This is a genomic window from Betaproteobacteria bacterium, from assembly GCA_016720855.1.
Lineage (GTDB): Bacteria > Pseudomonadota > Gammaproteobacteria > Burkholderiales > Usitatibacteraceae > FEB-7.
The window spans coordinates 897,089-912,041 of record JADKJU010000002.1 but is presented as its reverse complement, the minus strand read 5'-3'; the positions used below and the strand labels follow the sequence as shown (position 1 = coordinate 912,041).

Annotated in this window: 15 protein-coding genes; 13 read left to right on the top strand and 2 right to left on the bottom strand. The window is 67.4% G+C overall.

Annotated elements, in window-relative coordinates:
- Positions 1 to 67 precede the first annotated feature (67 nt).
- Together IPP91_11615 and IPP91_11610 are read left to right on the top strand one after the other, a co-directional pair.
- A complete protein-coding gene (locus IPP91_11615) occupies positions 68 to 1,642 on the top strand; it encodes a hypothetical protein (protein MBL0142719.1) in 1,575 nt (524 codons plus the stop codon).
- An 11-nt stretch (positions 1,643 to 1,653) separates the two neighbouring features.
- The gene (locus tag IPP91_11610; GenBank protein MBL0142718.1) at positions 1,654 to 2,430 is read left to right on the top strand and encodes a type II secretion system protein; all 777 of its coding nucleotides are present in this window, start codon (positions 1,654 to 1,656) and stop codon (positions 2,428 to 2,430) included.
- A 9-nt stretch (positions 2,431 to 2,439) separates the two neighbouring features.
- Here the strand turns inward: IPP91_11610 and IPP91_11605 are convergent, their stop codons facing one another.
- Positions 2,440 to 4,146 carry a hypothetical protein gene (locus IPP91_11605; GenBank protein MBL0142717.1) on the bottom strand — a complete coding sequence of 569 codons (1,707 nt, stop codon included), beginning with the start codon at positions 4,144 to 4,146 and terminating at the stop codon, positions 2,440 to 2,442.
- 410 nt (positions 4,147 to 4,556) lie between these two features.
- Here IPP91_11605 and IPP91_11600 point away from each other — a divergent pair, with 410 nt between their 5' ends.
- A complete protein-coding gene (locus IPP91_11600) occupies positions 4,557 to 5,210 on the top strand; it encodes a prepilin-type N-terminal cleavage/methylation domain-containing protein (GenBank protein ID MBL0142716.1) in 654 nt (217 codons plus the stop codon).
- A gap of 49 nt (positions 5,211 to 5,259) precedes the next feature.
- Here IPP91_11600 and IPP91_11595 read toward each other — a convergent pair whose 3' ends face one another.
- Positions 5,260 to 7,227 carry a cation:proton antiporter gene (locus IPP91_11595; GenBank protein MBL0142715.1) on the bottom strand — a complete coding sequence of 656 codons (1,968 nt, stop codon included), beginning with the start codon at positions 7,225 to 7,227 and terminating at the stop codon, positions 5,260 to 5,262.
- 93 nt (positions 7,228 to 7,320) lie between these two features.
- Here IPP91_11595 and IPP91_11590 point away from each other — a divergent pair, with 93 nt between their 5' ends.
- From IPP91_11590 to rapZ, 10 genes are all read left to right on the top strand, one after another.
- A complete protein-coding gene (locus tag IPP91_11590; protein ID MBL0142714.1) occupies positions 7,321 to 8,280 on the top strand; it encodes a KpsF/GutQ family sugar-phosphate isomerase in 960 nt (319 codons plus the stop codon).
- Between the two features lie 83 nt (positions 8,281 to 8,363).
- The gene (locus IPP91_11585; GenBank protein ID MBL0142713.1) at positions 8,364 to 8,894 is read left to right on the top strand and encodes an HAD family hydrolase; all 531 of its coding nucleotides are present in this window, start codon (positions 8,364 to 8,366) and stop codon (positions 8,892 to 8,894) included.
- Between the two features lie 3 nt (positions 8,895 to 8,897).
- Positions 8,898 to 9,464, top strand: coding sequence for an LPS export ABC transporter periplasmic protein LptC (gene lptC / locus IPP91_11580; protein ID MBL0142712.1), 567 nt, complete (start codon positions 8,898 to 8,900; stop codon positions 9,462 to 9,464).
- Positions 9,464 to 10,084, top strand: a complete 621-nt coding sequence (gene lptA / locus IPP91_11575; protein MBL0142711.1) for a lipopolysaccharide transport periplasmic protein LptA — start codon at positions 9,464 to 9,466, stop codon at positions 10,082 to 10,084. The genes lptC and lptA overlap by 1 nt, the downstream gene beginning before the upstream one ends.
- Entirely contained in the window at positions 10,081 to 10,857 is a 777-nt protein-coding gene (gene lptB, locus IPP91_11570; protein ID MBL0142710.1) for an LPS export ABC transporter ATP-binding protein, read from the top strand. The genes lptA and lptB overlap by 4 nt, the downstream gene beginning before the upstream one ends.
- A gap of 33 nt (positions 10,858 to 10,890) precedes the next feature.
- Complete coding sequence (locus IPP91_11565) at positions 10,891 to 12,297, top strand: RNA polymerase factor sigma-54 (protein MBL0142709.1); 1,407 nt, start codon at positions 10,891 to 10,893, stop codon at positions 12,295 to 12,297.
- Positions 12,298 to 12,319: 22 nt separating this feature from the next.
- Positions 12,320 to 12,640, top strand: a complete 321-nt coding sequence (gene raiA / locus IPP91_11560) for a ribosome-associated translation inhibitor RaiA (protein ID MBL0142708.1) — start codon at positions 12,320 to 12,322, stop codon at positions 12,638 to 12,640.
- Positions 12,641 to 12,671: 31 nt separating this feature from the next.
- The gene (gene ptsN, locus IPP91_11555) at positions 12,672 to 13,157 is read left to right on the top strand and encodes a PTS IIA-like nitrogen regulatory protein PtsN (protein ID MBL0142707.1); all 486 of its coding nucleotides are present in this window, start codon (positions 12,672 to 12,674) and stop codon (positions 13,155 to 13,157) included.
- On the top strand, positions 13,126 to 14,091 hold the full coding sequence (locus IPP91_11550) for an HPr kinase/phosphorylase (GenBank protein ID MBL0142706.1): 966 nt from the start codon (positions 13,126 to 13,128) through the stop codon (positions 14,089 to 14,091). The genes ptsN and IPP91_11550 overlap by 32 nt, the downstream gene beginning before the upstream one ends.
- Positions 14,091 to 14,933 (top strand): RNase adapter RapZ, encoded by an 843-nt coding sequence (rapZ, locus tag IPP91_11545; protein MBL0142705.1) that lies wholly within the window; start codon positions 14,091 to 14,093, stop codon positions 14,931 to 14,933. Before IPP91_11550 ends, rapZ begins: the two co-directional genes overlap by 1 nt.
- Positions 14,934 to 14,953: the final 20 nt, after the last annotated feature.

Below are 14,953 nucleotides of genomic sequence, written 5' to 3'. Positions count from 1 at the left end.
TCCGCGGGACGATCGCGAGTCGCATCGGTAGAACTCCGGACACGACCCACGCTTCCGGAGGACCGCCATGGCGCCCCCATTTCGCGAACGGGGAATCGCCCTCGTCGCCATCGCCGCCATCCTTGCCATCGCCGTCCTGACGGCGCTCACCGCCGCCATCGCGCGCAGCGCCGCGGGCCCACGACGCGCCGCAATCACCGACCAGGCCCTCGCCACCGCGCGAGAAGCGCTCACCGCCCACGCCACCAGCCGGCCCCTCGACGAGATCGTCGGCCCCGGCTACCTTCCCTGCCCCGACCTCGACGACGACGGCTGGGCCGAGTCCACGTGCGGCTCGATGACGGGCGAAACGGGCCAATGGCAGCGCCTCGGGCGGCTGCCGTGGAAGACACTGGGGCTGCCGGACCTGCGCGATGCGCACGGCGAGCGCCTGTGGTACGCGGTGTCCAGCAAGCACAAGGGCCTGCTCAACTGCACCGTGAGCCCCGCCTGCCTCGACATGAGCCCCGAGGCGGCGCTCGGCACCATCACCATTCGCGACGCATCCGGCACGGTGATCCATGACGGCACTTCCCCCAGCCCCTACGAGCCCGGGAGGGGCGGCGCGGTCGCGGTGATCTTCGCGCCGGGTCCGCCGATCGCGCGCTGGGCAGGCAACGGCGCATCGACGACGACACAGGCCCGCACCTGCGAAGGCGGGCGCTGCAATGCCGCGGGCCACTGCCTCACCTCGCCTCCCACGCTCACGCCGAAGTGCAACCCGGCGAACTACCTCGACCGCTCGCCCGGCCCCGCTTACGCCGACGAGGACAATGCCCGTTTCGTCGATCGCAACGATGCCGCCGGCCGCGCGGGCAATCGCGACGGGTTCATCCACGGGCCGATAGCCGGCCGCGACGGCACCGTCTGGGTGAACGACCGGCTGGCCGTCATTTCCTACGACGACCTGATGCCGCGCGTGATGCGCCGCGTAGCCGAGGAAGTTTCCGCCTGCCTTCGTGACTACGCAGCGCGGAGCGAAAACCGCGGCCTGCTGCCCTGGGCTGCGCCCGCGTGCCGGAGCCGCGATCCGGACCTCATTCTTCGCGGATCCGATTCGTCCGGCACGCTGTTCGGGCGCGTTCCCGATACACCGTTCCTGGCCACGGTCCGCGATAGCGGCACCACCATGCTCGGGCAATGGGCGCCAGGGTGCCGCATCGCCGACGCCAACGGCAGCACGGCAGGCGCCACCGGCTTCACCTGGTGGAGCGCGTGGAAGCGGCACGTGTTCTATTCGGTGGCGCCCGCGAATCGGCCGGCCCCCGGCGCTCCGGCGGCCTGCGATTCCCTCACCTGCCTCTTCGTGTCGCAAGACGGCGCAGGCGTGGCTTCGCAGGGTCGTCGCTACGCGGTGCTCGTCGCCGGCCCTCCGCTACTCTTCGATTCGGGGCGGCAGTCACGCAGCGCGATGGCGGATGCCGATGTGCGCGACTGGCTCGAGGGAGCCAACGCGGACCTGCGGCGCCTCAATGCCAATCCCGCGGCGCCCGAGTGTCCCGCGGATCTTTCCTACCCGGAGGGCCCGGCGACTGCGTCCTACAACCGCGTGGCGACGCTTGCCAGCCGCAGCCGAAACGACGTCGTGGTCACGGGCCCTTGAGGAACCCGGCCATGAGCGCGAAACAGGATGCCTCTCCCGCCTTCACGCTCCTGGAGGTGATGCTGGTGATGCTGGTCCTCGCGATCCTGGTCTCGGGGCTCGCCGTTCCGCTCGCCGCCCAGGTTGCGATGCGCCGGCAGGAGGATACGCGGCGTATCCTCGACGAGGCGCGCGAGGCCCTGCTCGGTTTTGCCGCGACCCACGGAAGGCTTGCCTGCCCCGCCACGACCGGCAGCCGCGGAGAGGAGAGTTTCGCGGCCGGCGGCGATTCGCGGGACGGCAACTGCTCCAACTTCCACGATGGATTCCTTCCCGCGGCGTCGATCGGCCTGGCGCCGCTCGATGAGGACGGGTTCGCGCGGGATGGGTGGGGCACGCAATCCAATCGCATCCGTTACGCCGTCTTCGGAGCCGGCCACCTGGTCGGTGGCGTGGCGAATCCGCTGACGCGCGCCAACGGCATGCAGCAGGCCACGCTGGCCGCCCTGGGCGATTGGCCGGGATACCTCGTGATCTGCGGCGTGGGTTCGGCCGCAAGCGCATCGGGTTGCGGCCCGGCGGCGAATCAGCTCACTCGCCGCGCGGCGTTCATTCTTCTTTCGCTGGGGCCGAACGCTATGCAACGTCCAGGTCCGGGCACCGACGAGTCGCGCAACCTCGATGGCGATGCCGTCTTTGTGTCGCACGAACTCTCGACCGTGCCCGGCAACGAGTTCGACGACTACCTCACCTGGGTTCCCGTGAACGTGCTCGCCGCCCGCATGATCGCCGCCGGGCGCTTGCCTTGAGCTGGCCTGTCAGCCCGGATATAGCCGGAAGGCAACGCGGCCGGGCTCGTTGTGGGCGAGTTCGATGGCGTAGCCCGCCTGCGCGGCGAGGCGCGCCACCTGATAAAGGCCGATACCGAGGCCTTCCCTGGTCGAGTCCGCAATCGGCTCGCGAAAGAGCGTCCTCTCGACCGCAGCCGGCACGGCATCTCCATCATTTTCGAAAACGAGTTCGGCGCGGCCCCGGCTCACGGCAAGCGAGGCCTTGATGCGCGCCGCCGTGCTGCCCGTGCCGCGCGCGTTGTCGAGACAGTTGTCGAGAAACGCGTCGAACAGGTTCGCCGGCACCCCCGCATCGCCGTCGATGCTGGCTTCGAGCACGAGCCGGTCGGCGGAATGCCTGCGCTCGACGTCGGCCCACCATATCCGCGCGGGGCGCAGCACTTCGGTCGTTTCCACCTGCGGCGAGCGAAGCTGGTCGATCGTGGACTGCAGGCGCTTGGTGAGCTGAGGTAACTGGCGCTGCAGGAGGGTCGCGTAGGCCGGGTCCATGGCCCCTTCGCGAGGGGACGCCGAGGTGAGCGCATAAAGCGACTGCAGAAGGTTCTTGATGTCGTGCGTGAGGCGCGCGCCCGTTTCGTAAACTGCATGAAGGTAGGCGTTGCGGCGCATCGTCTCTTCGCGGCGCTTGCTCTCGTAGAACTCCCCCACCACCTGCGCGAGCAGGCGCATGTGCAGGAAGAGCGCCGGTGACAGGCTGATCTCGGTATGGAACGTGAGTTCGAGCCCGTGGAAGCCGAACTTCACGACGTCATCCGAGCGTGCCCCGAACTCGCCCTCGCCCTCCGCGGTCTTCCAGCGACCGCCGCGCACCCAGGGCAGCTCCGATACCAGAAGCAGCGCCTGCCCGAGGAAGCGTTGCGGATCGGCCTCGCGCTCGGCCAGTTCGGCCACCCGCCGCACCCACACCTCGAAGGGCATGCCCACCGACATCAGGTAGCGCGAGAGGTAGGTCCGCAGACCCCCGAACCCCTCGCGCGGGCCCCAGAACACCGCGAGCACGAAGAGGGTGGCGCCGAAGCCGATCACCGTCAGGCCGGCGGCCTGGAAGTACTCCCCGCCGGTGTAGCGCATGAGCGCAATCGACCCGAGCACCAGAACCACCACCAGCTGGAAGACGAGCACCGCATAGAAGAAATCGAATACCTGACGCGAATCGTCGTCATTCGGGTCGAACGGCAGGAATACCAGCGCAGCCAGCGTCAGGGGCAGCAGCCATTGCGCGAACACCGCGACGGGCTCGGGAATCGCCGATTCGCGCAGCACGAGGCGCGGCACCGCCCAAAGCAGCATCACCGAGGCCAGGTAGAAGAACGCGACCAGGTAGAACCGGCCGCGCCGCGAGGCCTGCACCATGAAGACCTTGCCCCCCAGAATTCCGATGAGGACGCAGATCCACGCGCCGATGAGCCACCCTGGAAGGAAGTAGAGGATCGCACAGGTGATCGCCACCAGGAGGCCGATCGCGAACCTGCCCAGCTCCTGGTCGGTCTCGAAGAAGGGCTGCCACATAAGGAACAGGCCGAAATGCACGAGCAGCCAGATGCGCTGGAAATTCCCGCCGGGGTCGGTGATGAGCGCCTCGTGCAGCGCGAGGAGCATCGCGAGCACCACCCAGCGCCGAGAGTTGTGCAGGAGGCCGCCCAGGCGGGTGGCGTAGAAGGCAGTCGCGGGCAAGGGGATCGTGTCGGGGGTGTCCGGCTCGATAATCGCACAGGTGCGACGTAGCCACCGGACCACCGGCGACCCCGCGAACCTGTCCGATTGCCTGAGGGCCAGACACCTGGTGTCCGGATTCTCGACAGCCAGCGAAGTTCCGATGCCTGGCAAAACGGAACATTTGTCGCTTAATCATTCAAAATCAAATGCTTAACACTTCTGGCATGGCGGTTGCATAGACTTGGGTGCACAACCGACCCAGGAGCTCACCATGAAGACCCCGACACTGAAGCCACTCGATGCCGCCGTCGCCGTTCTCGGCTCCGGACTGCTGCTGGGCCTCATCGCGCGGGTCATCGAGAACTCGCGCCAATTGGCCGGGCTCTTCGGCTTCTGAGCGTCACCCGCCTCTACACCAGGAGAAGAAAATGAAATCGCAACAATCCGGCTTCACGCTCGTTGAAATCGCGATCGTGCTGGTCATCATCGGCCTGCTCCTCGGGGGCATCCTCAAGGGCCAGGAACTGATCAACAGCGCCAAGGTGAAGAACCTGGCGAACGATTTCCGCACCATTCCGACTTTCATCTACGGGTACCAGGACAAATTCAAGTCCCTGCCCGGCGACGACTCGGCCGCCTCCACGCACATCAACGGCGCCACCAACGCCACCACAGGGGGCACCGTCGGGAACGGTGTCGTCGAAGGCGCCTGGAACTCGGCCACCCTGACCGATGAATCCATCCTCTTCTGGCAGCACGTTCGCCTGGCGAACCTCGCCCCCGGCCCCACCGCCACCGCCGATGCGGACTACATTCCGAAGAACGCCCTGGGCGGCAAGCTCGGCATCAGCAGTGCGGCTACGGCACAACTCCAGATCTCCGGGATGAGCGGCACCTACCAGATCTGCTCGGAAGGCATCCTGGGCAAGTTCGTGAAGCAGCTCGACGTGCAGATGGACGACAGCAATACCGCCGGCGGCTCGATGCGCGCCGTTGCCGTGGGCTCCGCGCTGGGCACGGCGGCGGTAGCGACCGCCGCGATCGACGACGCAACCTCGTACACCGTCTGCTACGTCTTCTGACGGATCGTCGAATCGAAATGGGCGGCCCGCCTCGCGCGGGCCGTTTTTTTTACCCCTGAAGGAGGCGGATCTCCGCCTTGGCCAGCGCTTCCTGCGAACCCAGCAGGACGACGATGTCGTTCTCGCGCAGCCGCATGCCGCGCGAAGGATTGGTCTCGCGGACCCCCTGCCGGCGCACCGCCGTCACCTCGACCTGCATCGCCTCGAGATTCAGGCTCTCGAGGGTCATGCCCACTGACGCAGCGCTGGGGCCGACCATCACCGAGCGAAGGCGGGGCTGCGCCGCCTCGGCATCGTCCTCGGTGTCCGTGGAACCGGGGAAGAAGCCGCTCATCAGGTGATACCGCTCCGAGCGGACCTCGCGTAGCCTGCGCAGCACGCGGTTGAGCGGCACACCCAGCAGCAGCATGGTCTGCGTGGCAAGCATGAGGGAGCCCTCGACCACCTCGGCCACGATCTCTGCCGCGCCGGCTTCGCGAAGCTTGCCCACGTCCGTGTCGTCCCACGTGCGCACGATGACCGGCAGCTCCGGGCGCATCTCGCGCACGTGCGCCAGGATGGTGAGGGCCTTGGTCGTATCCGCGAAACTCACCACTACCGCCACCGCACGGGTCAGCGCCGCGGCCACCAGCACCTCGCGGCGCGCGGCGTCGCCGAAAACCACGGAATCGCCCGCCGCCGCCGCCTGCCGGACGCGCTCCGGATCGGCATCCAGCGCGATGACCGAAACGCCTTCGCGCTCGAGAAAGCGGGCAAGCGCCTGCCCGCTGCGCCCGTATCCGCAGACGATGACGTGCCCCTGCGTGGCCATCGTTTTCACCGCGAGCTGGTGCAGCGCCATCGCGCGCTGTGTCCACTCGCTCTCGACGAAGTAAAGGACGATGCGCTCGGAGTGGGCCAGGAGCACCGGGGTCACCAGCATCGACAGGAGCGCTCCGGCAAGAACCACCTGGAGGGTGGCCGGCGCCATCGCGCCCTCGCGCCCCGCGAGCGAAAGCAGCACGAACCCGAATTCGCCGGCCGGCGCGAGAGCGAGCGCGCAACGAAGCGCCGTCGGCTTCTCGTTGTCGAATACCCGCCCCAGCCAGAAGATCAGCGCGAATTTCACGGCAAGCAGGGCCACCAGCACCAGAGTGACCGGGAACCATTGCGCGAGCACCACGCGCGGATCCAGCAGCATGCCGATGGTCACGAAGAAGAAGCCGAGAAGCACGTCGCGGAACGGCTTGATGTAGTCGTCCACCTGGTAGCGGTACTCGGTCTCCGAAATGAGCATGCCGGCCAGGAAGGCGCCCAGGGCCAGCGACAGCCCCGTGATCTCGGTGACCCACGCAAGCCCGAGCGTGACCAGCAGCACGAAGAGCACGAAGAGTTCCGAGGACTTCTGCTTCGCCACCGCGTGGAAGAGCGGGCGCATGAGCCGCTGCCCGACGAAAAGCACCACGGCCAGCACCACCGCGGCCTTCAGCATCGCGACCGCGATCGCACCCGCGAGGGCTTCCGCCGGAAGCGCCAGCGCCGGGATGAGGACCAGGAGCGGGATGACCGCGAGGTCCTGGAACAGGAGCACGCCCATGATCCTGCGCCCCGCCGGCGTGTGCAGCTGGGCCTGTTCGGAAAGCGTCTTGGAAACGATGGCGGTGGACGACATCGCCAGCACGCCGCCCACGATGAGCCCCGTCTTCCACGATTCTCCGGCCGCGAGCGCCACGGCAGCGGCAAGCACCATCGTCAGAGTCACCTGCGCGCCGCCGAAGCCGAACACCGTTCGCCGCATCGCCATGAGCTGCGGCAGGCTGAATTCCAGGCCCACGGAGAACATGAGGAACACGACCCCGAATTCCGCGAGGTAGCGCTTCTCCTCGGAAGCGGCGACGAACCCGAGTGCGGCCGGCCCGATGGCAACGCCCACGATCAGGTAGCCCAGGATAGCCGGCATGGAAAGGCGCCGGAATAGCAGGACCACCGCGACCGCGGAGCCGAGAAGGATGAGAGCGACGGGAAGGGCTTCGTGCATCGTGGGCGCAGGCGGCGGGGGAAGGGCAATCCCTTTATACTTTGCCCCGTGACAAATCTACACCATCCCCTCCCGCTTACCGATGCGGCGCGCATCATCTCGCTCGCGAGGGAAGTGCTCGAAGTCGAGGCGGCCGCCGTGCTGGCGCTCGCCGATCGCCTCGGCGCGCCCTTTCTGGCGGCGGTGGAGGTGATCCTCGCCTCGAAGGGCCGCGTCGTCGTGACGGGCATGGGAAAGTCGGGGCACGTCGGAGGCAAGATCGCCTCAACGCTCGCCTCGACCGGAACGCCTGCGTTCTTCATGCACCCCGCGGAGGCGAGCCATGGCGACCTCGGCATGATCGCCTCGGGCGACGTCGTCATCGCGATCTCCCACTCCGGAGAATCCGACGAGATCCTGCGCATCCTTCCGCTCATCAAGCGCCGCGGCGCGAGAGTGATCGCGATCACCGGCCGTGCGCAATCGACGCTCGCACGCGAATCCGACGTCCACCTCGACGCGGCAGTCGAGAAGGAGGCGTGCCCGATGAACCTGGCACCCACCGCGAGCACGACCGCTGCCCTTGCCCTCGGAGACGCGCTTGCCGTTGCCCTGCTGCAGGCGCACGGATTCGGCAGCGAGGATTACGCGCTGCACCATCCGGGTGGCACGCTCGGCCGCAAGCTGCTCCTGCATGTCTCGGACGTGATGCACACCGGCGAGCGGCTCCCGCAGGTGGGCGTGGGCGCCACGCTCAAGGAAGCCATCCTGGAGATGAGCCAGAAGGGCCTGGGCATGACCGCCATCGTGGAAGCGGACGGCCGGGTGGCAGGCCTCTTCACCGACGGCGACCTTCGCCGCGCGCTGGAGAAGCACGAGGATATCCGCGGCCTCGAGGTTGCCGACGTGATGACGAGAAGCCCGCGCTCGATCGCACCCTCGCGCCTGGCCGCCGAGGCCGCGCAGGTGATGCAGGCGCACCACGTCAGCGGCCGCCTTCTCGTCGTGGACGACGCGGGAAAGCTCGTCGGCGCGCTGCACGTGGACGACCTCCTGCGTGCCGGGGTCATCTGAATGGGGTCAGGTTGCTCCGCCGCGAGAACGCCGATGACCGATCCATCGTGGCCCCCGCAGACGCGCAACCTGACACCGTGAAGATGCCCGACGTTATCGCCCGCGCCCGCGCCATCCGCCTCGCGCTCTTCGACGTCGACGGCGTGCTGACCGACGGGCGCCTCTACTACGGTCCCGCGGGCGAAGCGATGAAGGTGTTCAACATCCTCGACGGGCATGGCCTGAAGATGCTCGCGCAATCGGGCGTGGCCACGGGATTGCTGTCGGGCCGCCGCTCCGAAGCCGCCGCCGCGCGCGCGCGGGAGCTGGGAATGCCCCATGTGATCCTGGGCGCCGACGACAAGGTCGAGCACTTCGAGATACTGCGAGCGCAGCTGGGCCTGCAAGCCTCGCAATGCGCGTTCATGGGCGACGATCTTCCCGACGCCCCCGTGCTTGCGCGCTGCGGCCTGGCGGCCGCGGTCGCCAATGCGGTGCCGGAGGTAAAAGCGATCGCCCATCTCGTCACGCAGGCCGGCGGCGGCCACGGGGCGGTGCGCGAATTCTGCGAATTCGTGATGCGCGCGCAGGGCACGCTCGAGAGCGTCGCCGGCCGCCACGGGAACCGGGGATAGCCGGTGGTCCGCCCCTCGTCGTGGCTGCCTCTGGGCATCCTCGGTTTGCTTGTCGCCCTCACTTGGTGGCTCGACCAGCTGGTGCAACCCAAGGGCATCCGCGCCGACGCGAAGCTGCGCCACGACCCGGACCTCATCGTCGAGAATTTCAGCGCGCGCAAGTTCGGCGAGGACGGCCGGACCCTCTACACCCTCACGGCGCGCAAGATGGTACATTATCCTGACGACGATTCGGCGCTCATGGACAAGCTCGCTCTCGAGTCGTTCGAGCCCGGGCAGCCCCGCGTGACCGTCGCCTCGGACAAGGGCCGGCTCCTCGAGGGCGGCGACAAGATCTGGTTCGAGGGAAACGTCGTGCTGGTGCGCGAGGCGGACGAACGATACGAAGCTTCCACGGTCACGACGGAACGCCTTCTCGTCCTCCCCGACGCCGGCGTGGCCCGCACCACCGGGCCGGTGCTGATGGTGAACCCCGAAGCCCGCGTCGAGGCGTCGGGCCTCGAGTTGAACAACCAGACGCGCATTCTCAAGCTCGATCACGTGCGCGCCATTCTCAAGCCCCGCCGCTGATGCGCCATTCAACCACTACTCCGATCGCCCTCGCCTCGCGGCTCCTGCTCGCCTGCGCGCTCGCCGTCTCGGCCACCGCCCACGCCGAAAAGGCCGACCGGGAAAAGGACATCCAGGTGCTCGCGGACCGGCTTACGGCGGACGACGCGAAAAAGGAGGCGGTGTACGAGGGCAACGTGATCGTCACGCAAGGCACGATGCGCATCACCTCCGCGAGGATCGTCGTTCGCGAAGATGCGCAGGGCTATCGCACCTACATCGCGACGGGCGCCCCGGTCACCTTCCGCCAGAAGCGCGACAAGGTCGATGACTGGATGGACGGCTCCGCCGAGCGTGCCGAATTCGACGACCGCAGCGAGCTTCTCAAGCTGTTCAACCGGGCGCGGTTGCACAGCTCCCAGGGCGAGCTCACCGGCGACTTCATTTCGTACGACCGCGGCAAGGAGTTCTTCCAGGTGACGGGCGCCGCGCCCGGCGCTCCGGAGGTACCCGGCTCGCGCGTGAAGGCGACCATCGTCCCGCAGAAGAAGGGACCTGATGGCAAGCCCCTGCCGCGCGCCGAGGCGCCATCGATCGACCTCAAGCCGGACAAGGGCCCGGGAACGAGCGCCCCGCAATGACCGCGAGCGCTTCCGCCCAGCGCCTCTCTCTCGTGCAATACGAACCGAAGTCTTCCGTGCTGCGCGTCGAAGCGCTCATGAAGCGCTACAAGAAGCGCACGGTGGTCTCGGATGTCTCGCTCACGGTCGAAAGCGGCGAAGTCGTCGGCCTGCTCGGGCCCAACGGCGCCGGAAAGACCACCTGCTTCTACATGATCCTGGGCCTCGTCCCGATCGACCAGGGCTCCGTCCGGCTCGATGACCGGGACGTCACGCACCTGCCGATCTATCGTCGTTCGCGCCTGGGGCTCTCCTACCTGCCGCAGGAAGCCTCGATCTTCCGCCGCCTGAACGTTGCGCAGAACATCCAGGCGGTACTGGAATTGCAGGGGCTGGGAGAAGAGGAGATCGACGCGCGCCTGGAGAACCTGCTGGACGACCTGCACATCGGTCACCTGCGCGCGAGCCCGGCGCTGTCGCTTTCGGGCGGCGAACGGCGCCGCGTCGAGATCGCCCGCGCGCTCGCCACGAACCCGCGCTTCATCCTCCTCGACGAGCCCTTTGCCGGCGTCGATCCCATCGCGGTCCTCGACATCCAGCAGATCATCCGCTTCCTGAAGGAACGCGGAATCGGCGTCCTCATCACGGACCACAACGTACGGGAGACGCTCGGCATCTGCGACCACGCCTACATCATCAACCAGGGCACCGTCCTCGCATTCGGGAAGCCTGACGAAATCATCTACAATGAGGCTGTCCGAAAGGTCTATCTCGGGGAGAATTTCCGCCTCTAGCGGACTCGCGTCTTACCCCCTGCGGCGCTCGAAATGAAGCACAGCCTCCAGCTCAAGCTATCCCAGCATCTCACGCTTACGCCGCAGCTGCAGCAATCGATCCGGTTGCTCCAGCTGTCGACGGTCGAGCTGAACCAGGAGCTCGAGCGCTACCTGGCCGAAAATCCGCTCCTCGAGCGCGCCGACCTCGCCGGCGACGAAGCGCCTGCCGCCCCGGGCGCCGATGCCGCGCCCTCCTCCGAGACCGAGTCCTCCGCGCAGCCCGAGGACTCGATTTCCTTCGGGGACGAACCCTCGGGCGGCACCCGGCGCAATGACGAGGATCGAGACGACTTCACGGAAATCGCCGCAGCCGAGCCTGCGCTGCAGGAAGCCCTCATCCGGCAATTGCAGCTCACCGCGATGAGCGAGCGCGACAAGCGCCTGGCCCTTCTCGTGATCACGAACCTGGACGGCGACGGGTACCTCACGGCAAGCCTGGAGGAACTGCACGCCTCCGGCCTGTCGGAAATCCCGGACCTCGAGGTCGAGGAAGTCTCGATCGCCCTTCGCCAGGTGCAGAACCTGGAGCCGGCCGGCGTGTGCGCCAGGGATCTGGCCGAGTGCCTCGTGCTGCAGTTGAAGGCGATGGATCCGGCCACGCCCCACCGCGGCTGCGCGATCGAGCTGGCCTCGCGCCACCTGGACATGCTCGCGGCCCGCGATTTCAACAAGCTGAAGCGACTGCTCGGCATCACCGACGAGGAGCTGCGCGAGGTACGCGCACTCATCCTGACGCTCGACCCGAAACCCGGCCGCGCGTGGGGCGAGGGCGACGTAAGGTACGTGATGCCCGACGTCACCGTGAAGAAGGTGGGCGGCCGCTGGGTCGCGCAGCTCAACCGCGACGCGATGCCGCGGCTTCGCATCAACAAGATGTATGCCGACCTCCTGCACGCCTCGCGCGACAACGGCGGCAGGAACCTCTCCGGTCAGCTTCAGGAGGCGCGCTGGCTCATCAAGAACGTGCAGCAGCGCTTCGACACGATCCTGCGCGTGACCCAGGCCATCGTGGACCGGCAGAGGAACTTCTTCGAGCACGGCGAGGTCGCCATGCGCCCACTCGTGCTGCGCGAGATCGCCGAGGCCGTGGGCCTGCACGAATCCACGATCTCGCGCGTGACCACGCAGAAGTACATGCTGACCACGCGCGGCATGTTCGAGCTCAAGTACTTCTTCGGCAGCCACGTCGCCACCGATACGGGCGGCGCGTGCTCCTCGACGGCGATCCGGGCGCTCATCAAGCAGCTCGTGGCCGCCGAGGACGGCAGGAAGCCGCTTTCGGACCACCGCATCTCGGACATCCTCGCGCAGCAGGGAATCCAGGTTGCACGAAGGACAGTGGCGAAGTATCGCGAGGCGATGCACATCCATCCCGCAAACATGAGAAAGTCCCTCTGAACGCAACGCAAAGGAGCACTCGATGAACCTCCAACTTACCGGACACCACGTCGAAATCACGCCGTCGATCCGCGAATACGTCGTCTCCAAGCTCGGACGGATCAAGCGGCATTTCGATCAGGTCATCGACATGAACGTGATCATTTCTGTGCAGAAGCTCGACCAGATGATCGAAGCGACCGTCCATGTTTCGGGGAAGGATATTCACGTGGAGTGCCACGATGCCGACATGTATGCCGCGATAGACGCCCTGGTGGACAAGCTCGACCGCCAGATCATCAAGCACAAGGAGAAGTTCCAGGAGGGGCGCCATGCGGCCAGCAACAAGCGAACCGGCACCTGAGGCGCAGGCGGATTCGTCCGGGATTACCCCGATGAACAGGCTCTCGCCCCTGCTTCCCCCCGCACACGTCGCGCTGGATCTCGACGTGGGCAGCAAGAAGCGGCTTTTCGAGCAGATCGGACTCCTGTTCGAGAACTCCAGGCAGATCCCGCGAGCGCGCGTCTTCGACAGCCTCTTCGACCGCGAGAAGCTGGGGTCGACGGGGCTGGGCTACGGAGTCGCCATCCCGCACGGCCGGCTGAAGAACCTCAAGGAAACGCTATGCGCTTTCGTGCGCACGCAGTCGCCCGTGCCCTTCGAATCTCCGGATGGCCAGCCGGTTCGGCTCGTCCTGGCGATGCTGGTTCCCGAGCACGCCACCGAGCAGCACCTGGAGATCCTGTCGGACCTGGCCCAGATGTTCAGCGACGGCGAGTTGCGCGAACGCCTCCTTGCCGCGGGCGACGCCGACGCGGCCCACCGCCTGCTCACGCAGTGGTCGCCGTATGCCACGCCTCAGCGTTCAGCAGCTCTTTGAGGACCGGCGCGAACGCCTGGGGCTAGCCTGGGCCGCGGGCGCCTCGGGCAGCCACCGCGAGCTCACCAACGAGATGCTCTCGCGGCCGGGACTGGGGCTCATCGGCCACCTGAACCTCATCCACCCGCTCATCGTCCAGGTGCTCGGATCGAGCGAGCTCGATTACATCGCGCGGATGAGCGAAGCGGCACGCAACGAGATGCTCGATCGCCTGGCGGGCGGCGACACGCTGTGCATCGTCGTCGGCGACGACCTTGCCGTCCCGTCCGCGCTGGAACGTGCCGCGACGAAGGCTGCCATTCCCCTTCTCGCCGCGCGCGAGTCGAGCCAGCAGGTGATCAACGTCCTGCGCCCGTACCTGCAGGGCGAGCTGGGCGAGGTGACTTCGCTGCACGGTGTCTTCCTGGACGTCCTGGAGATCGGGGTCCTCATCACGGGCGAATCCTCGATCGGCAAGAGCGAACTCGCGCTGGAGCTCGTCTCGCGCGGCCACGGCCTGGTGGCCGACGACGTCGTGGAACTGCAGCAGATCGGTCCGGAGACGGTGCAGGGCCGCTGCCCGCCCATGCTGCGCGACTTCCTCGAGGTGAGGGGCCTGGGCGTCCTGAACATCCGCTCCATCTTCGGCGAGACGGCCGTGCGCCCGCGCAAGGCTTTGCGCCTCATCGTCCATCTCGAATTTCCGACGGAAGGCTACCGGGAGCGCGAGCGCCTCGCCACGCGCTCCGGCACGCGGACCGTCCTGGGCGTGGAGATCCCGACCGTGACGTTCACGGTCGCGCCGGGCCGTAACCTCGCGGTGCTGGTCGAGGCCGCCGTTCGCAACCACATCCTGATGACCCGGGGCATCGATTCGACACGCGACTTCATCTCGCGCCAGGCGGCCGCCATGCGCGCCGGCGATTCCCCCGACCGCGAGCCGCGAGGCGACTGATGCAGCTCACTCTCGTCAGTGGCGTATCCGGCTCGGGGAAGAGCGTCGCCCTCAAGGCGCTCGAGGACGCGGGCTATTTCTGCGTCGACAACCTCCCGCCCAGCCTCATCGGCGGGCTGGTGTCCTGGGTTGCCTCGCGCGGAGAGCCGCGCGTCGCGGTGAGCGCCGATGCGCGCAGCGCCGACACGATCGGAATCCTTCCGAAAGTCGTGGAGGAAGAACGCGCCAACGGCGCCGATGTGCGCCTTGTCTTCCTCGACGCGAGCGACGCGAGCCTGGTGCGACGCTTTTCCGAGACGCGCCGACCTCACCCGCTGGCAGGCGAGGGCCGCACGCTGGAAGAGGCCATCGCGATGGAGCGCTCCCTGCTCGCACCCATCGCGGAACTGGGCCATCGCGTGGATACGAGCTCCCTGACTCCGGTGCAGCTTCGCGCATGGATCCACGACCTCCTCGTGACCGATCCGTCGCGCCTGGTGGTGTGCCTGGAGTCCTTCGGCTTCAAGGGCGGCGTGCCGCTCAACGCGGATTTCGTCTTCGACGCGCGCTTCCTGCCCAACCCGTATTACGACCCGCAGTTGCGGCCGAAATCAGGCCGCGACCCGGAGGTGGCCTCCTTCCTCGAGCGCGAGACGCAGGCTCGCCTGCTGCTCGATGACATCCACCGATTCATGGAGCGCTGGCTGCCGAAGTTCACGCTCGATCGCCGCGCCGCCCTCACGGTGGCCATCGGCTGCACCGGAGGGCGCCACCGCTCCGTGTATCTCGTGGAGGGTCTCGCCGATCTCCTGCGCCCCAATCACCCGCTGATCGTCCGCCACCGAGACCTCGAGCGGGAATAGGGACGCGCCGGACGTGCTTG

Excerpts from the sequence above, each read along its gene's own strand:
- IPP91_11615 (MBL0142719.1), top strand. The coding sequence starts at position 68 with ATGGCGCCCCCATTTCGCGAACGGGGAATCGCCCTCGTCGCCATCGCC.
- IPP91_11610 (MBL0142718.1), top strand. The coding sequence starts at position 1,654 with ATGAGCGCGAAACAGGATGCCTCTCCCGCCTTCACGCTCCTGGAGGTG.
- IPP91_11600 (MBL0142716.1), top strand. The coding sequence starts at position 4,557 with ATGAAATCGCAACAATCCGGCTTCACGCTCGTTGAAATCGCGATCGTG.
- IPP91_11595 (MBL0142715.1), bottom strand. The coding sequence starts at position 7,227 with ATGCACGAAGCCCTTCCCGTCGCTCTCATCCTTCTCGGCTCCGCGGTC.
- IPP91_11585 (MBL0142713.1), top strand. The coding sequence starts at position 8,364 with ATGCCCGACGTTATCGCCCGCGCCCGCGCCATCCGCCTCGCGCTCTTC.
- lptA (MBL0142711.1), top strand. The coding sequence starts at position 9,464 with ATGCGCCATTCAACCACTACTCCGATCGCCCTCGCCTCGCGGCTCCTG.
- lptB (MBL0142710.1), top strand. The coding sequence starts at position 10,081 with ATGACCGCGAGCGCTTCCGCCCAGCGCCTCTCTCTCGTGCAATACGAA.
- IPP91_11565 (MBL0142709.1), top strand. The coding sequence starts at position 10,891 with ATGAAGCACAGCCTCCAGCTCAAGCTATCCCAGCATCTCACGCTTACG.
- raiA (MBL0142708.1), top strand. The coding sequence starts at position 12,320 with ATGAACCTCCAACTTACCGGACACCACGTCGAAATCACGCCGTCGATC.
- ptsN (MBL0142707.1), top strand. The coding sequence starts at position 12,672 with ATGAACAGGCTCTCGCCCCTGCTTCCCCCCGCACACGTCGCGCTGGAT.
- IPP91_11550 (MBL0142706.1), top strand. The coding sequence starts at position 13,126 with ATGCCACGCCTCAGCGTTCAGCAGCTCTTTGAGGACCGGCGCGAACGC.
- rapZ (MBL0142705.1), top strand. The coding sequence starts at position 14,091 with ATGCAGCTCACTCTCGTCAGTGGCGTATCCGGCTCGGGGAAGAGCGTC.